Below are 16,736 nucleotides of genomic sequence, written 5' to 3'. Positions count from 1 at the left end.
AGACATGCCAATCGAAAGGAACAGATCTCGAAAAGCATCAACATGCGACGCGGTGTCTGCGCGCCGTCTCAACACGCAGCAGCGCTACGACCACCCGCGTGACGTGCTCGCCACAGCTCTTGATAAGAGCGAGAAGCGAGCCATTCTGGCGTCCTGGGCGTCAGATCTCTTCGCGGTGGATTCGCGGCCCGACCTTCGGCTGCCCCCGGGCGTCAGAGAGCCTATCCGCTGCCAGGATATCCTCGACGCGCTGATGGCTGTAGACGACCATATGTGGGGCCAGGACGGCGCGGCTGATGTCAGCCGCAAACATGCATGGAGGCCGTGATGACCACAAGGCAGAAAGGTAGGCTGACAGCCAGTTCCGAAGGCGCCTGCCAGATAGGCGCACGTATGATGGTGGCCTCCAGATATGCCGAATGTCTTCATCGCCTCGCACGCCAGGCCCAACGCGCCGAGCTGTCAGAGCTGGCGGAGAAGCTTGGCGACGTGGCGCGCACCATCGAAGCGATATCGCAAGAGATCGCGTTCGGCGATCAAGGTGCGCTTGTTTTAGGGAGGGCTGGTCGTTTGATCGGAACCGCCGAGGCGCTGGTGGAGAAGTCGGCTCGCCAAGGTCTTTTTCACTGAAAGTACTGAGGCGACGCGGCGGCTGGCAGATAGTTCGCCTACATGATGGCAGTCAGTGTTCCTGGCCTCCCTGAGAGCCGTGGATTAGTGCGGTTCGATCGGAGAGCTCGACCGGCGATCGTTTGAGCGCGATCACGCCAAAATCGGATTCAGCAGTTTGCGCGGACGTTGGTTCCAAAGGCATGCGCTAACGCAGGATGTCTTCCGACCATACCGGGACAATGAGCGTGCGCACGCCCGTCAGGCGCCGGATCTTCATGGAGCCGAATTCGCTCCCATGCGGGATGTGAAGGGTCATTCGCAGATATATCTTCTTGCCGCAGCCTTCGCATTTGAACCTGCCGAGCAGCCGGTCGAGGGACAGGTTTCCACACAGCGTCTCAAGATCACCTGGTAGGTAATTGTGAGTGACCCGGCAGAAGTCGCAGGTGACGACAATGATTTGTCCCTGGGCGGCCGCTGCTCTTACCGTCCAAGACCGTAGCCTTTTGAGCGGATGAATCTCAGGCATCGCCGGCCTTCACCGTGATGAGCTTCCAGCCAGCCCTTGGCGGTATTCCTCCGCCCGCGGCGACGCGAAAATTCAGTTCGATCTGAGCCGCCTTGCGCGCTTCCCTTATGGTCGGGGCCCAGACTGAGACCAGAAATTTGCCGGTCTTGAACGTGTATTTCGTTTTTGGCGGGCGAGCGCCAACCTGATGTCCGGCGCGAAAGCAGCGCCGCGCGAAATCTACATCATTGTTTTGGCGAAGCTTGAGGGGTTGAAGCTCCCACCATGCGTCGAACGCGGTCTTTCTTTTGGCGCGCTGTTGAATCTTGTCGAGTATCGCGGCCTCCTTCTGTCATCTCGAATGTTTCCTATTTGTTCCACGCCCGGGCAAGTGTCAACAACGTTATAAAGCGGCGATAGCCCAAAGGGCTTATCAGCCCTGCACGCTTAGACGGTCGCCCGAAAAGGCTTCTTCCAGATTTCTGTCGTGGACCAGGGCGAACGCGGAGATATCGGCTTCCTTGGCCGCGAGAAGCAGCGCCTGTGTCAGCTCCTCCGGGCTCGTTGCGCCGGTAAGAGCGTCGGCGCAGGCTTTGATGGCGACAACATAGTCCTCGCCGTCGTCCAGGGGCCAGTCCTGCATGAGAATTCGCGCCACATCGGCCAGTGTGCGAAGGACAACGAAGGGTCGCTCGTCGCGAAACTTCAGTCCGACCGGCGCAAAGGCCGAATATTTATTCGCTGCCATGCCTTCACCCATGTATTGAAAGTAACTTTATACACGAGGATACGAGCGGCGTATGTCACATAGTTAAAACAACGTTAATTTGCTGAGAGAGTTACAGGAAACCCGTTGGAGCCTCTGACGCAACCTTGCGACTAGGTCCTGGCTGTCTCGATACCGGTCAACCGATCGTCGCGGCTGTTCCGAACCTGAGTCTGCGATCAAGGCGTAAGGCTGGGCGAGATCACCGCGGATAGCCGGTTCTTCAACAAAGCCGGTGATCCTCGGCGTAACATCAACTCCATCAGGGACATGTTGTCGACGAGGACAACTGTCGGCTGCTCACCGCCTGCTCAAGCGTTCGGCGCCAAGGCAAACAAGCGACACCCTGCTCTTTCCTCGCCGGCCCAGATGACATTTGCCCGCGCCAGCGTTGGCTCGTCCTTGGGGTTTCAGGTGCCAGCGGTCGGGAACCACGGGCTTGCGTCGTGGTTGGGGGGACCATGCCTTATTTGATCGAGATCCTGCTGCCCATCATACGCTCGCGTCGAAGCCGCACAAATCTTCAGACGGTGCGCGACGAACTTACCGAGAGGTTTGGTGGAGCGACGCTCCATGTTAACGCCCCAGCAGAAGGCATCTGGGAGAATGATGGCTACCTTGAACGCGACCATATCGTTGTGGTTGAGGTCATGACCAGCGACATCGATCACGCGTGGTGGCATTCTTACCGCCAGGATTTGGAACTTCGCTTCCGCCAACAGGAGATCGTCGTCAGAGCGACGCATATAGACCGCCTCTAGAGCGATAGCCCGAAAGAAAAGGAAAAAAGGAGTTCACCTGCTCGCACCTGCGCGGCATAAGATGGCGTCAGAACAAGACACCACCATCGTTGCCGGTTCGACCTCGAGCGTCTCGAAATCTTCCGAGGGCGCTCGACCTCGAGGAAGGGAGCGGCCCTCTCACCCCGCGCAGACCGTCAACGCAGAGACCGGCGGATGCCGCTGCGGAGGTTTGCGCGATGTTGGGTGGCAAGCGTTATATGGAAGGTCCGACCTCATACCACAAGCCTTGGACCTGGGCAGTACGATAGCGGACGAATGATATCGATGCCCTGAAACAAACGGTAATTTTTCCCCATACCAGCCGTCTGAAAGACCAACTTACCGAGGCCGGCGTGGTTAACATGCGCAATACCCGGCTTTCCCTCATCGGCGCGGCCACGACCATTCACGATATTGAAGGAAACACACGAACCGAATATCGCGTTCACGGCGGGTGCGTTGGGCATGTCAACAGACGAGCACCTCAATCATCTTAACACCGCAGTCTTTATCGGCAATAACAGCCACGCGTGGTTCGTCGGGACGTGACAGAGGCCACGAGATTTTGGCAAGGGTAGTTTTGTAATGGCAGTCAATCGTTGGCTCGGCGTCTTCAAGAAGCCGCTTGTGATCGCGCATCGGGGCGGCGCCCTGCTGGCGCAGGAAAACAGCAGGGCAGCTTTTCGCGCCGCCGAAAAGGCAAATGCAGATGCTATCGAAACCGACGTACGCATTACCCGAGACGGGATCCTCGTGAACTTTCACGACGCTGACCTGCAGCGGCTCTGTGGCGATCGACGAAGCGTGGCCGAGATCGATTTCCGCACGTTGAAATCCCTCGTTCCGGCGATCATGACATTGGCGGAGGCGATAGCTTCTTCCGCGCCACTCGGATTGCTGCTTGATGTGAAGCTGATGGACAGGACGTATCTGCCTTCAATCCTCGCGGAAATCTCTCGCGCTGACGCGGCTGGGCGCACTCTCCTTGGACTTCGTGACATCGCTCTTGTCAAAGCAGCCCGAGACACCGCAGCCGACATTGCGATACTCGCGCTTGCAAGCGATCCGGAGCTGCACCAAAGCGCCGCGCAGGCGCGCGCCAATTGGTTTCGTCTGTGGCAGGGCGAACTGTCTCCGGGACGTGCGGCTTCGATCAGAGGCGCTGGCATGCGGCTTGCGGTCATGGTGGGGCAGCCGCGTGATGTGCCCTTGCCGGAGTATCCGCGCTACCCTGTCGGCCTGGTCGATGCGGAGGGATTGAAGCAAATCGCCATTGCAGACCCGGACGCGATCATGCTCGACGACCCGCATCTCCTCACCCGACCATGAGCACAGACATCCGTAAATGTCAGCGCCAATCTGGCTGACCAGGGCGGTGAGTGTCGACACAGCGTCGGTCAAACATCCTATCGGCTTTTTGTACTAAGGTCGCGGTGAAATCCGAGGAACGAATGCACCTAATTAGCCGCGCCGGACCGCTCCCTCTGCCAGAGCCTCCGCGCGCCTCGCCGTTTTCGCTGAGACAGGCGTAGGCATGCTCGCGTGCTGACCGATTCGAGTTCAATCCTTTCGCCAGGCAACAGTCCAGGAGGTGGCAAGGCGCTGACATAGTCCCGCCACAGAGCTCGTCCTAATAGCGCTTGTTTAACAAGCGGATGAGGATTATGAGGCTTCTTGCTATTCTGGTCGCCACTCTCTTGCTGAGCGCCGTTCCGTCAGACGCTCAGGTGTATGCGCCTTACGACGGATATGATGACTATGGCGGCTACGGATACGACGAGCCGTACAGCCCGTACCTACCGCCGCCGATATACGAGCCACGTCCTCGCTACCGAAACCTGGCGCCAAACCGGGCGCCCATCACCAGATCGACAGGATCGATCGTGATCGTTACAGGTCAACACGCTCTCTATTACACCACACCGTGGGGAGAGCAGTACGTCTATCCGATCGCCGTGGGTCGTGAAGGCAAACAATGGTACGGAACGACCCGGGTCGTCTCGAAGAAAGAACATCCGGAGTGGCGACCGACTTCGAGCATGCGTCAGAAGAACCCAAAGCTGCCTGCGGTCGTCAAACCTGGCCCGAACAATCCTCTTGGCACGCGCGCGATATATCTTGCCGATGGGCTGCTACGCATCCACGGAACCAACGACCCCTCGTCCATTGGGACCAACGCGTCGAGCGGTTGCTTTCGGATGTATCGCCAAGACGTAGAGGAGCTCTACGAGATGGTGCAGCCGGGGACACAGGTTATCGTTCACCGTTGATCTTACGTAACCGGTGCTATCCCCACATTGACTTTTGTCGCCTATTCAGTGATCGGCGTCCCAGGAACTGCGTTTACGGAGGGCTGCAGCGTGCCTCAAGAGTGGCCAACTCATCCTAATATGTTTGAACAAGCTTAGCGCCTCCCAATCACAATCTTGGTTTGGAGTCGGCGGCCCCGCATGTTGAGATAAACACGGCCGTTCGCGCATCGAAAACCCAAGCCAAATTTCAAAACTTCCGTGCATGTGTCAGGGTTATCTCCGTCGCCCATAAATTTTTCGACGGTGCCCATGAAAGGTTGAACATTGTAATAATCGTTTTCCCAGCTCAATTCGCGACCATCCCGGAGGTCCTCCTCGTCGAGATCATAACTTAACAGGACGCTGATGGGCCGATGCCTTCGTCCTTGACCCGCATTGCTTGGCAGGGTTTGAAGCCGGCGCCCTAGGATCGCCAGCAGCAAACGGCCTTGGGGCACTAGAAGAAGACGATGTCGTTCATCCCTATTGGTGTCGCGACAGATACATTGCTCTGTAGCGGCAGCGGCCGGACGTTTTACTGCCGCGGAACCAGAGCACGAAAAACTGCCTGGACGAACCTGGCAAGCCGTCTATCCTTCTCGCGCAGCGCACGGGTAAGCCAGGCTCGGTCCCATGGCAAGGCTGGCGCTCACATGGTGCTCGCTGTCATTCTGACCGAGCGTCCCGCAACGAGACGACCGCGGTCGACGTCGATCAGGTCGCCGTCCCCGGGCTCGATAGGACATAGTTCTGAAGTGGCGCAGTCAGGATAGTGTGTCCGCCGTCGTGCTCATCCATGCCCGATGACGTTCCTCATCCAGGTGGGCACTCATGAAAAACGCCTTCGTGGCCGGGATGGCATCCTCGTGCCGGATTGCACGCTCATACGCGGCGACGGTATCGTCCTCGTTCGTTTTCATCGCCTTAAGGATGGCGGCATCGCCCATAATTTCCGCGAGAGCGATCTTGCCAGTCGTCAGCATCTTCTTCAAATCGCCTCCGGTAGGCGCCTGCACACCCAACTCGCGGGCCATCTCGGTAAGCACCTTAAGGTGTTGTAGATGGTCCTGCTTGAATATTGCGATTTGTGCGCCGAGCTCCTTGTTGTCGAGCCGAGCCATGCAGGACTCGTAGGCAGCGATCGCGTCGTGCTCAAGAGAGATCAGATCCGTTACCAGCTCTTCGATACTGGATTCCTCGCCGACCATCGTGACCATGTTGCTTCCTCTTTGCGATGTTTCCCCGCACCAATGGTCGAGGGGCATCGATGTTCCCCAAATTCGGGGAACTGTCCGCTGCCGTACGCATATCACTTCGTGCGACGTGACTGCTCGCCACTCCCCGCGATCATTAAGGCGAACCGAGAACCGACAGGCGAAAACGCGCAGGGGAACAAATATGTGAAGCAGCCATTATCTTCTCGAACGAGAGGAGGCTCGATGTTCGTTCTGCTGACAATCTTGAGCGCCCTGATTGCCACAATGTTCGTGGCCTCGGTTGTGGCGACCATTCATGAACTGAAAAGGGATAGTGCCGGCAAACGGCCATCGCGTGGCGCACTTCCATGGTAACATCGCCAGCAGCCTGCCGAGCCTATAAACAGCTACACTGAAGAAGGTTAAGTCCTTTTCCACACGCCGACGTCTGCGCGAAAGTCCATCAAGCGTCGTTACTGGTCGTAGTGCTCAAGCACCTGTTTAACAGTCGGCCACCCTCACCGATCTCGCTGCGAAACATCTTACCCCAGGCCCTGATCGACAACCATGTCGCGAAATCGATCGACGTTGCGGAACAAACTGATCGTATGCAAGTCTTTATGACGGGATCGCGTGGCGGGCCTGTTCTCGCCCATTCCTCTGTTCGCGCTGAGGCCGCGCGGTCCCACCAAGCACCTCCAGCTCAACCACGCTGCAAGGCGTTTTTCAAACGACATTTTGTAACCATGGGCTACTTCTCGTTCAGGGCCTCCCGCGGATCGTATCGCTGTGGGTGTTGGGTCATGGACATTCGACACCTCAACCGGAATTGGGTTAGGTCATCGTCATCTTCTAGATTGCCGACGACTGTTGTGGTCGGTTACTCATAAGCCATCGCAATAAAAGTGATGTGCAATGCAGAAGGCGAAACGATTTATCCAGCAGATGAATCCGAAGCATTTCATCACGGCCATGGGTGCGGCTCCGGCGGCATGTTCACAAGTTGAGCCTCTTGAGACGCCGCTCGCACGGGTGCCGCTGGTTGCGCCGGTGGCCGATCAAGCAGTGATTGCAAATACCGTCGGACGTGGTCCTGTCGGCGCAACCGCGCTGGCCTGGGCCAATCCGTCAACGGGCAGCGTGGGTGTCATTGAAGAAATCGATGCCAGCATCGACGGCCGGAATGGATGCCGCGGTTTTGTGACCAGCCGGCAATCGCTCGACGGGATAACGCGCTTCAACGGCTTTGCCTGCCCGTCCGGTGACAGTTGGAAACTCACTGACCGATAAGGGTCGATTTCAGCTAAGCCCAATCTCTCTGGTCACTCTATGACTGTCTACTTGGTCAGGTCGTTCTTTTAATCCCGGAATCGAGCCGCGATCCCGGGACCCATCTGGTCGATCAAGCGTTTCCTCGTGGTTTGCATGGAGCACTTCATGGACCCGCGAACGAAATCCGATCGCCTGTCGCCGCAATCCCGTAGAGAAGTCACTGTGCCGAGGCCGATTTCGGATCACGGTGTTATCGGCGATCTCGCCACGATGGCGTTGATTGCCAAGGACGGCGCCATCGATTTCATGTGCTGGCCGAATTTCGACAGCCCGACGATTTTTGCGGGCCTTCTCGACCCGGAGCGCGGCGGTGTCTTCGAACTTTGCCCCGAGATCGAGGACGCGCGGGTGACGCAGCAATATCTCCCGGATACAAACGTCTTGCTCACGCGTTGGATGGGCAAGGATGCAAGTGCCGAATTGACCGATTTCATGGCTGTAAGGGACAGCGACAGCGATAGTCCGACGACGGTTGGGCGCCGGCTTCGGGCGACACGTGGCGAAGTTCTCTTTACGATGCACTGCGCACCGCGTTTCGACTACGCCCGCGAATCGGTGGCGCCCGATGTCGACGAAACCGTTGCGTTGTGGCGGCCGTCGCAAGCTCAAGGCTTCCGCCTCTCCGCGAACTTGGCGCTCACGGCCGATGCTACCGCCGTCCGCGCCAGCGGTAGGCTCGTGGCCGGTGAAACGGCCGATTTCATTCTTTCGAGCATCGATGACGGGCAAATCGCGATCCCGGAGATCGATGATTTCGAAAATGCGACCATCGCCTTCTGGCAGGATTGGGCTGCGAAATCCACGTATCGTGGCCGCTGGCGGGAAATGGTCATCAGATCCGCCCTGTCGCTGAAATTGATGACGTCGCGGCGTCACGGCTCTATCGTCGCTGCGGGAACGTTCGGCTTGCCGGAAGCGCCCGGCGGCACTCGAAACTGGGACTACCGCGCAACCTGGATCCGCGATGCTTCCTTCACCGTCTATGCCTTAATGCGCCTCGGCTACAGGCAGGAGGCTGAAGCCTTTAATTCCTGGATCGGCAAGCGCGCCATGAAATGTGGCGCCGGTGGCAAACTCGACATCATGTATGCCGTCGATGGCAGCCAGGTGCCTGACGAGATCAGCCTGGATAGCCTGTCCGGTTATGGAGGGTCACGTCCCGTGCGGATCGGCAACGGGGCAGCAGAACAGTTCCAGCTCGATATATATGGCGAGCTAATGGATGCGATCTACCTGAGCAACAAATACGGCCACGCTATCTCGCACGATGGCTGGAACGGCGTGCGCGAAGTGATCGACTACGTCTGCCAACATTGGCGAGACGCGGACGCCGGCATCTGGGAAATGCGGCGCGAGCCGCAGCACTTTCTCCATTCACGGCTGATGTGCTGGGTTGCCGTTGACCGTGCAATCCGACTTGCGAGCAAACGATCTCTTGCCGCGCCCTTCAGCAAGTGGATCGATGTCCGCAACGATATATACGAGGATATCTGGGCGAACTTCTGGAACGGGGAGAAAGGGCATTTTGTCCAGACCAGGGGTGGAGATAGTCTAGATGCTTCCCTGTTGCTGATGCCGCTGGTGCGCTTTGTCAGCGCAACGGATCCTCGATGGCTCGCGACCCTCGATGCCATTGGAAAAACCTTGGCCGATGACGGCGTGGTTTATCGCTACAAGAACGCGGATGGGTTGAGAGGCAGGGAAGGCGCATTTTCAGCTTGCTCTTTCTGGTATGCTGAATGCCTTGCGCGAGCCGGGGACCTGAAGAAGGCCCGCCGCGTGTTTGAATCCGTCCTCAATTACGCCAATGATCTCGGACTCTACGCAGAGGAATTCGATGTTCGCGGAGATCTGCTTGGCAATTTCCCGCAAGCGTTCACGCATCTGGCCCTAATCAGTGCAGCCTATTATCTCGACCGCGAACTTGACCGGCGCAACGATCAGGAATGGCGACCGTAAGATGCGCTGGTTCGCCGCTCTGCCAGTGCAGCAATCCAGGCAGCTACGCGAGGTGTCTTCGTTTGGGGCCGTCGCGTTTCCGTGGGGACCGCCCGGCTTCTTGGCGGCGATGGATTTTGCGATTTCACCGCACGTATGGACAAAGCTCCAGCGGTCGTTGACTTGGAGCAGGACGGTACCAAGCACCCGGGCGATACCCGTCTATAAACCTGAAAAGGCCCGGAAGAGAGTTCCTCGGCCATCTCAACCACGATCGCCGAACGTTTCGTCCCAAGCTGACCCTTCCAGTTCGCACCACCCGGCAACCTTGTTCGCGACGATGACGCTCCCCTTGTCGATCTTGCTCTTGCGAGCGTACGAGGTCATGACCGTGTGTCAGCGAGCGTATGCCGGACGAAGAACTGGAAGCTCTCCGCGCCGAGGTACGCAGGCTGCGGGAGAGCGTTGCCGAGATCGGTTCGGCGTCCGCCCGCGTCCTGCGCGCAAGAAGCGAAGGCCTCGTGGATGATGCCCGCGCCCGAATTAGGGAACACCCTTTCGGCGCTGTGGCCTGCACCCTCATCGTGGGTTTTTATTCGGCAGGATATGAGGTTTTGCCATGAATAAGACCGCTATAATCGAGCTTGGTTACCGCACACAAGGCGATCCCAGGGCGCGCTTCGATTGGTCGTTGGAGCGTGTGCTCGAAGGGAACCAAGGTCAGGCTCTGGAAGTTTGACATAGATACGTCACTACGACAAAAATGAAAGCTGGTGGAGATCCCGGTGAAGAAGTCAAACCAATGGGAGACAAGCACGAAGAGTATACCAGCCTCTAGCGCCCCCATCGAGGAAAGCGAGCAACAGAGTTGGCTCCGCGGCCTCACGATAAAGGAGAGGCTCTTGCCGATCGGAAATACCGAGATAAAAAGAAGACCAGACGTTGATGGAATTGCTCAACCAGGGTCGTGACGACTGGATCGCTAGACGGGCATACGATCTATGGGAACATGCCGGGCGGCCCTTTGGCCACGAAGCCGATCATTGGGATCAAGCTTCAATCGAATATGACTTGGCCAATCCCTTGCCCGCCAAGAAAGCAGTGACTGATGAAGGGTCGCGCCGACTGACGATCCTTCGTTGACTTTGTTTATTGCCACGCGAAAGCTGCGCGGCGGGCCAGCAGGAACTCTCGCAGATCCAGAGAGCGAACCTGCTGCGGCCGACGGCACGGGAGGGGCGGGGGCCGATACCGCACGCCGACTGCGCACAGAAACGAACCAGGTTTGAGGGATCGTGGTTCGTCCAATGTGGTTCCCAGCCTCAGTTCTGAGCGCCTCCTCCCTCCAACGGGATCCTCGATTGAGAAGGTCCTGCAGGAGCAGGGTCGGTTAGCTGACCCTGCAGCAACGCAACCCAAGCAAACACGGCTCCCACAAAAATGGCCGCGATTGCGACTGCCCAGAGCGAGCGGGCTGTCCCGGCTCGCCCCCCACGCTTTCCTTGAGCTTCATATTCGGTTGACCTCTTTGTTGATCCGTAAGGGTCATTGTCCGTCATGTCACTCTCCTGAAATCCATGCCGGCAAGAGGGTCAATAGGACGAGCGGCTGGTGTTCCCGAGGGTCCGCTCATAATCCTCCGCTTGCATCTTTGCTTCGTCTTGCGCGCTTGTCCGTTGCCAGCCAAGACGCCTGAATAACGCGATCCGCACATCCCTGGTTTAGGCAACCGATCCAGCTTCGGCTTTTCGGGCGGAGCATTTGCATGGTCTCTCGCGGCCGACAATGAGAAGGAAACTCGTCTTGCGTCGAAAGGATGCTGTACGGCTCCGTACAGTGCTGGCGGGCCGGATTTAAAGAGCGACAAGGTCGAACAGCTTGTCTCAGATCCGGGATGGACACTGATGCTCAGGCACGAAACGCGAACTCATCGGACGCGGTGGCGAAGGGGAGCACCGGACGCCACGAAGGAACGCTGTCTTCCAATTGGAGACATTGGTCCTGGGAGATAATCAGTTCAGAGGCGTCTAGTCCCCGCCTCAGTGAAGTTTGCACTGGCCGCTGGGATATTCGTTTCGAGGAACGGGCGGTTCACTTGTTGATCTGCCCTCACCCGCTTTGTGGACGCGATTCGCTGCCAGTGGCGGAGCATACCGCGACTAGCCGCACTTGAGGTGAAGCATGCGGAGCACCAGTCGAAGCATCGTAACGGGAACTCATCCTCGTGCTTCTTGTTCGTCCCGGACGAGAGCGAAGAAGAAGATTGACGATCGAAAAGCCGTGCCTTTCGCCACGGCAGAAAGCTGTGCGCCGTCAGCCCGACGGCGACGGTACGACAGTACGCAGATGCGAACCAGGACGCGATCGCCACGAGTGAGTCATATAAGAAAAGGAGCAACCGATGCTGAAAGACATACGCTTATCTGGCGGGATCGCAGCGATCATAATCAGCCTCGCGGGCTGTGCTGCGCAGCCGACAACAAGCTCGCCTGCTGGCATGCGACCGCTTCCCGGCAGCCTCACCTACGGGGGCAAGGTTGTCCACTCCCGCTATAAACCTGGAACCGTGGTGAAGAATTCATTCCTGGGCAAATTTGGATATCGTGTATTCGAACGCTACGTCGTACAGCCTGACGGAACGCTGAAACTCACATACCAGATGACCGGCCCCGATTTCCTGTGGGACTAATTCCGTTCCTGGTGCGCCCCTGATGAGGGCGCGATCGTGTTCTGCAAAGCAGGGCATTAGTCAAGCTTGTCTTATCGCAGCGCATTAGACCATGGAGGCGACTGGTGCGGTACCGGCAGCCGGTGCAAATCCAGTCGTTCCGGGTCAATAGCGAGCTCAGGTCAAGTTTCCTGAAGATGATCGTATTCCACATGGCACGCTGGACAGTCGGCGGTTAAATAATCACCGCCCAAAGCGGCCGGCCTGTCTTTCGTGCCTGCCTCGGCTCTGCGAGGGCCATGGATTTGCCACTATGATCTGGAGATTGGTCTGGTAGCCTCATCCTCGCCCGCGCACGTCTCCCCCGTGGCGGGCATCTTTCATTCGAACTATTCAGGATCTCTGCACCCCCGCAACCTTTGGTCATTTTGGGTTGAGCAGCGGTGGTGGATCAGCCCACTGGTGCGTGGCGTTTCCAGCCCCGCCAGATTTGCGGAGCTTTTTCGGCCGTTGGCCGGCTGCTTAGAAAAGCGAATGCAGATTGTGGCCAGCCAAGGGAACTGGAGGACGCGAAAGTACCGGCGGTTGGTCGGTTCATCAACGACCTGCGGCAGCCATTCACGCCGCTCCGGCGCCATGAGATGCGCCGCCCTCGTCCGCCAAGAAGAGGGCGAAAGTCATGTCCACGCTCACCGAAAGGCAGGATCATCTCGCATCTCGTTCCCTCTGGAGATCGGCGCGTTGCCTCCCGACGAACTCGATAAGTACCCATTTAAGTGGAGGCCGCCACTTGATCATCATCATAGACGAAGAACGCACCCTCTCGTGCGACAGGACGACGACAGGCCGCTCTTCGAGAGGCTGTTGTTGTGAGAAGCCTCGCTCACCTTGAGGAGTAACAATACGAACGGATCGCGGAACGAAGCGAGCTTGGATCACCATGTGGTGCGGTCTGTAGCGGAACAAAATCAACCTTTGCACGCTTCTGGTAGCGAGGTCGCCGGCCGGTCAGCCGGAACGGACAGGGATGCACGACGCTGTTCAAGTCTTCGTCGCCACGAAGCGCCAGTTGAGATCCTGGCTGTCCTTGCCGATCCATGCCGATCTGTCCTCCGTTTTAGAGCCGGACGACGAATTCGTAAGGGGAATACGATGGCGAGCGACAAGCTCTCGACCTACAAGCAAAAGCGAGACTTCAAGAAGACGCAGGAGCCGAGCGGCCAGGCCAAGCTGAGAGCATCGAACCGGAAGCGCTTCGTGATCCAGAAGCACGATGCCACGCGTCTGCATTACGACCTTCGCCTCGAGCTGGACGGGGTCTTCAAATCCTGGGCAGTAACGAAGGGACCCTCTCTCGATCCGCAAGACAAGCGGCTGGCTGTCGAGGTAGAGGACCATCCCCTCGACTATGGGGACTTCGAGGGAACGATCCCCAAAGGCCAGTATGGCGGCGGCACGGTGATGCTATGGGATCGCGGCTATTGGGAGCCGGAGGGCAACAAGAGCCCGCAACAAGCTCTGGCAAAAGGTGATTTCAAGTTTTCCCTGGAGGGCGAACGTCTTCGTGGCAGCTTCGTGCTGGTGCGCATGCGCAACGACCGTGACGGCGGCAAACGGACCAACTGGCTGTTGATCAAGCATCATGACGATTTTTCTGTCGAGGAGAATGGCGCCGCCGTGCTCGACGACAATGAAACCTCGGTCGCCTCTGGCCGGACAATGGCAGCGATTGCTGCCGGCAAGGGAAGAAAACCGAAGCCGTTCATGGTGGAAAGCGCTGACGTGCAGGCGGATGCGGTCTGGGACAGCGACCGGGGTCTGGCGGCCGAGGAGCGCGCCACCGGCCCTAAAGCCAGACGGCAGACAAAGGCGACAGAGGTAGCAAAGTCATCCATTTCACCAAAGTCAAACATGCCTGACTTCATTTCGCCGCAGCTATGCGAAACACGCGAGCGCCCACCTGGCGCTGCCGGGTGGATCCACGAAATCAAGTTCGACGGCTACCGCATCCAGATGCGGGTCAATGACGGTGACGTTACGTTGAAGACGCGCAAGGGCCTGGACTGGACAGCAAAGTACCCGGCAATCGCCCGATCCGCCTCGGGTCTTCCTGATGCGATAATCGACGGTGAAATCTGCGCTCTCGATGAAAATGGTGCACCCGATTTCGCAGCACTTCAGGCAGCGCTATCTGAGGAAAAAACAGACGAACTGGTGTTCTTTGCCTTCGACATGATGTTTGAGGGCGATGAAGATCTGCGCGAGCGTCCGTTGAGCGAGCGGAAGAGCCGCCTGCAGAGAGTGCTCATCGACGCCGGCGAAGATCCGCGGCTGCGTTTCGTCGAACATTTTGAGACTGGCGGGGACGCGGTCTTAAGGTCGGCATGCAAGCTTTCCCTTGAAGGCATTGTCTCGAAACAGGCCGAAGCTGCTTATCAATCGGGACGCACCGAGACCTGGGTCAAGTCAAAGTGCCGCGCCGGGCACGAGGTGGTCGTTGGCGCCTATGCAAAGACAAACGGCAAATTCCGCTCGCTGCTTGTTGGTGTCAATCGGGGCGACCATTTCGTCTATGTGGGACGTGTCGGGACGGGATATGGTGCAAGCAAGATCGAGACGCTTCTCCCCAAGCTGCGCGCATTGGAAACGAACCGATCGCCATTTACCGGCATGGGTGCGCCGAAGAAGGACGCCGAGATTGTCTGGGTGAAGCCGGAGTTGGTGGCCGAGATTGAGTTTGCCGGCTGGACCGCCGACGGGCTTGTCCGGCAGGCGGCCTTCAAGGGTCTTCGTGAGGACAAGCCTGCGACGGAGGTCGTCGCCGAGAAGCCCGCCGCGCCCGATAAGGCAGGCACTCCCGATCCAGCGACATCTGCCAAGCCGAAACAAGAGGCCAAGCCCCTCCGCAAAGGTGGCAAGGAAGATGTCATGGGCGTTTTGATCTCCAACCCCGACAAGTCGCTCTGGCCGGACGCCAACGACGGCGAACCGGTGTCGAAGGCCGATCTCGCCCGCTATTACGAAGCGGTCGGTTCCTGGATGATCGACCATATCAAGGGACGGCCGTGCTCGATAATCCGTTCGCCGGATGGCATTGGCGGCGAGCAATTTTTCCAGCGCCACGCGATGCCCGGCACCTCGAATCTTCTGGAGCTGGTCAAGGTGTTTGGCGACAAGAAGCCCTATCTCCAGGTCGATCGGATCGAAGGCCTGGCCGCCATTGCCCAGATCGGCGGGGTCGAGCTGCATCCATGGAATTGCGAACCTGGGCAGCCGGAAGTACCGGGCCGCCTTGTCTTTGACCTCGATCCTGGCCCGGATGTCTCCTTCGCGACCGTTGTCAAGGCAGCTCGCGAAATGCGCGACCGACTAGAAGAACTCGGGCTCGTCAGCTTCTGCAAGACAACTGGGGGTAAGGGATTGCACGTCGTCACGCCGCTTGCCGTGCCGAAAGGCAAGAAGCTGATCTGGGCCGATGCGAAGGGATTTGCCCATGACGTCTGCCTGCAGATGGCTCGCGACAATCCGGAACTTTACCTGATCAAGATGGCGAAGAACCAGCGCAACGGCCGCATCTTCCTCGACTATTTGCGAAATGACCGGATGGCGACCGCTGTCGCTCCTCTGTCGCCACGCGCGCGGCCAGGCGCTACGGTGTCGATGCCGCTGACCTGGAGCCAGGTCAAAACCGATCTCGATCCGAAACGTTTTACCATCCGCACCGTGCCGACGCTGCTTGCCAAGACGAATGCCTGGCAGGACTATTGCGATGGGCAGCGATCTCTCGAGCAGGCGATCAAGCGTCTGGCAAAGGCGACGAGACAGGCCGCTTGAGCGGCCCGGTCGCCGACCGGCAGGAGGATCCCAAGATGATGGCGAACATCATGCAACGATCGAGATGGTGGAGGCCTCTGGTGCGGGCACTCGGCCTCGCATTGCTCGGTCTCGGCATCCTCATTCTCATCGAACCGTCGATAGGCGCGTTGCTGTTTGCCGCGCCCATGACCGGTATTGCTGACCCGCTCTTCCTGCGCGCGTTAGCTGCGCGAGATCTCGCAACCGGCTCCTGGCTATTGGCTGCCCCGTCGATCTCGATGCCCGCCGCCACCGTTTCTCTTTCGCGATTGCCCTGATACCGTTTGCGGACGTGTTGCTGATCCTGTCAGAATGCGGATGGACACTGGCGCTGCTGCCGCACGCAGCCAGCCTCGTTGCCGTCATGATGCTCGCGCTTCGGGGCCGCCATCTCGCCTAGCCAACGGATACAGCATTTGATTGCCAGTGCACCGGCCGATTTCCAAATGTCGCCCTTCCCAGGCTGTTGCCTGACGAACGTGACCGTGCTCCGGCAAAGGCAGGCCAGTCGCTGCCCGCATTCGACCCGCTTGCAGCTTTCGTATTCGAGCTTTGCTGCACAAAATCCCTGTCGGCAACCTTCAGGAGTTCCACGAATTCGGTGATGGTCCAAGTAGAATAGCCGACCGTCAAGACCTGCCATGTCGTATCGGCCATGCTCCCTCGCTCCGTGTCCACTGTGATCCTGTCCCGCTTTACGCCACCGCAGCCAACACCTCTCCGATAGTTAGCTCACGCTGGCACCCGAACAGCACCGGAAGCCCGCCAACCAGGCCAGGAAACTGGAG

The 16,736-nt window shown here is 58.4% G+C and carries 14 protein-coding genes; 11 read left to right on the top strand and 3 right to left on the bottom strand.

What is annotated here, in order from left to right:
- The first annotated feature begins 52 nt into the window (after positions 1-52).
- Both FHX06_RS31915 and FHX06_RS31910 read left to right on the top strand, forming a co-directional pair.
- Positions 53-328 carry a hypothetical protein gene (locus tag FHX06_RS31915; RefSeq protein WP_312866615.1) on the top strand — a complete coding sequence of 92 codons (276 nt, stop codon included), beginning with the start codon at positions 53-55 and terminating at the stop codon, positions 326-328.
- Complete coding sequence (locus FHX06_RS31910; RefSeq protein WP_018114145.1) at positions 328-630, top strand: hypothetical protein; 303 nt, start codon at positions 328-330, stop codon at positions 628-630. The genes FHX06_RS31915 and FHX06_RS31910 overlap by 1 nt, the downstream gene beginning before the upstream one ends.
- A gap of 923 nt (positions 631-1,553) precedes the next feature.
- Here FHX06_RS31910 and FHX06_RS31900 read toward each other — a convergent pair.
- Positions 1,554-1,868 carry a DUF982 domain-containing protein gene (locus FHX06_RS31900; RefSeq protein ID WP_112543226.1) on the bottom strand — a complete coding sequence of 105 codons (315 nt, stop codon included), beginning with the start codon at positions 1,866-1,868 and terminating at the stop codon, positions 1,554-1,556.
- 479 nt (positions 1,869-2,347) lie between these two features.
- On the opposite strand from FHX06_RS31900, the gene FHX06_RS31895 reads away from it, so the two are divergent.
- From FHX06_RS31895 to FHX06_RS31885, 3 genes are all read left to right on the top strand, one after another.
- Positions 2,348-2,647: a hypothetical protein gene (locus FHX06_RS31895; RefSeq protein ID WP_112543225.1), complete on the top strand. Its 300-nt coding sequence runs from the start codon at positions 2,348-2,350 to the stop codon at positions 2,645-2,647.
- A 606-nt stretch (positions 2,648-3,253) separates the two neighbouring features.
- Positions 3,254-3,997 (top strand): glycerophosphodiester phosphodiesterase, encoded by a 744-nt coding sequence (locus FHX06_RS31890; RefSeq protein ID WP_183882189.1) that lies wholly within the window; start codon positions 3,254-3,256, stop codon positions 3,995-3,997.
- 335 nt (positions 3,998-4,332) lie between these two features.
- On the top strand, positions 4,333-4,938 hold the full coding sequence (locus tag FHX06_RS31885) for a L,D-transpeptidase (protein ID WP_183882187.1): 606 nt from the start codon (positions 4,333-4,335) through the stop codon (positions 4,936-4,938).
- A 785-nt stretch (positions 4,939-5,723) separates the two neighbouring features.
- Here FHX06_RS31885 and FHX06_RS31880 read toward each other — a convergent pair.
- Entirely contained in the window at positions 5,724-6,176 is a 453-nt protein-coding gene (locus FHX06_RS31880; RefSeq protein ID WP_183882185.1) for a DUF2383 domain-containing protein, read from the bottom strand.
- Positions 6,177-7,070: 894 nt separating this feature from the next.
- Between FHX06_RS31880 and FHX06_RS31875 the strand changes: the two genes are divergently transcribed.
- Together FHX06_RS31875 and FHX06_RS31870 are read left to right on the top strand one after the other, a co-directional pair.
- On the top strand, positions 7,071-7,445 hold the full coding sequence (locus FHX06_RS31875) for an RT0821/Lpp0805 family surface protein (RefSeq protein WP_312866614.1): 375 nt from the start codon (positions 7,071-7,073) through the stop codon (positions 7,443-7,445).
- Positions 7,446-7,592: 147 nt separating this feature from the next.
- Complete coding sequence (locus FHX06_RS31870) at positions 7,593-9,446, top strand: glycoside hydrolase family 15 protein (RefSeq protein WP_183882183.1); 1,854 nt, start codon at positions 7,593-7,595, stop codon at positions 9,444-9,446.
- A 243-nt stretch (positions 9,447-9,689) separates the two neighbouring features.
- Here the strand turns inward: FHX06_RS31870 and FHX06_RS36120 are convergent, their stop codons facing one another.
- Positions 9,690-9,812, bottom strand: coding sequence for a hypothetical protein (locus FHX06_RS36120; protein ID WP_281413474.1), 123 nt, complete (start codon positions 9,810-9,812; stop codon positions 9,690-9,692).
- A gap of 558 nt (positions 9,813-10,370) precedes the next feature.
- On the opposite strand from FHX06_RS36120, the gene FHX06_RS31865 reads away from it, so the two are divergent.
- The 4 genes from FHX06_RS31865 to FHX06_RS31850 all read left to right on the top strand — a co-directional run bounded on the left by FHX06_RS31865 (position 10,371) and on the right by FHX06_RS31850 (position 16,226).
- The gene (locus FHX06_RS31865) at positions 10,371-10,568 is read left to right on the top strand and encodes a DUF2934 domain-containing protein (RefSeq protein ID WP_183882181.1); all 198 of its coding nucleotides are present in this window, start codon (positions 10,371-10,373) and stop codon (positions 10,566-10,568) included.
- 1,258 nt (positions 10,569-11,826) lie between these two features.
- Positions 11,827-12,114 carry a hypothetical protein gene (locus FHX06_RS31860; protein ID WP_210300682.1) on the top strand — a complete coding sequence of 96 codons (288 nt, stop codon included), beginning with the start codon at positions 11,827-11,829 and terminating at the stop codon, positions 12,112-12,114.
- Positions 12,115-13,245: 1,131 nt separating this feature from the next.
- A complete protein-coding gene (gene ligD, locus FHX06_RS31855) occupies positions 13,246-15,927 on the top strand; it encodes a DNA ligase D (protein WP_183882179.1) in 2,682 nt (893 codons plus the stop codon).
- Complete coding sequence (locus FHX06_RS31850; protein WP_183882177.1) at positions 15,924-16,226, top strand: hypothetical protein; 303 nt, start codon at positions 15,924-15,926, stop codon at positions 16,224-16,226. Before ligD ends, FHX06_RS31850 begins: the two co-directional genes overlap by 4 nt.
- The last annotated feature ends 510 nt before the right edge of the window (positions 16,227-16,736 follow it).

This window comes from Rhizobium sp. BK512, from assembly GCF_014194915.1.
Taxonomy (GTDB): domain Bacteria; phylum Pseudomonadota; class Alphaproteobacteria; order Rhizobiales; family Rhizobiaceae; genus Rhizobium.
Note: the sequence above shows the minus strand (reverse complement) of the source record. Positions and strands in the feature narration are given on the sequence as shown.

Coding starts and splice junctions, on each gene's coding strand:
- FHX06_RS31910 (WP_018114145.1), top strand. CDS start 328: ATGACCACAAGGCAGAAAGGTAGGCTGACAGCCAGTTCCGAAGGCGCC.
- FHX06_RS31900 (WP_112543226.1), bottom strand. CDS start 1,868: ATGGCAGCGAATAAATATTCGGCCTTTGCGCCGGTCGGACTGAAGTTT.
- FHX06_RS31895 (WP_112543225.1), top strand. CDS start 2,348: ATGCCTTATTTGATCGAGATCCTGCTGCCCATCATACGCTCGCGTCGA.
- FHX06_RS31890 (WP_183882189.1), top strand. CDS start 3,254: ATGGCAGTCAATCGTTGGCTCGGCGTCTTCAAGAAGCCGCTTGTGATC.
- FHX06_RS31885 (WP_183882187.1), top strand. CDS start 4,333: ATGAGGCTTCTTGCTATTCTGGTCGCCACTCTCTTGCTGAGCGCCGTT.
- FHX06_RS31880 (WP_183882185.1), bottom strand. CDS start 6,176: ATGGTCACGATGGTCGGCGAGGAATCCAGTATCGAAGAGCTGGTAACG.
- FHX06_RS31875 (WP_312866614.1), top strand. CDS start 7,071: ATGCAGAAGGCGAAACGATTTATCCAGCAGATGAATCCGAAGCATTTC.
- FHX06_RS31870 (WP_183882183.1), top strand. CDS start 7,593: ATGGACCCGCGAACGAAATCCGATCGCCTGTCGCCGCAATCCCGTAGA.
- FHX06_RS36120 (WP_281413474.1), bottom strand. CDS start 9,812: ATGACCTCGTACGCTCGCAAGAGCAAGATCGACAAGGGGAGCGTCATC.
- FHX06_RS31865 (WP_183882181.1), top strand. CDS start 10,371: ATGGAATTGCTCAACCAGGGTCGTGACGACTGGATCGCTAGACGGGCA.
- FHX06_RS31860 (WP_210300682.1), top strand. CDS start 11,827: ATGCTGAAAGACATACGCTTATCTGGCGGGATCGCAGCGATCATAATC.
- ligD (WP_183882179.1), top strand. CDS start 13,246: ATGGCGAGCGACAAGCTCTCGACCTACAAGCAAAAGCGAGACTTCAAG.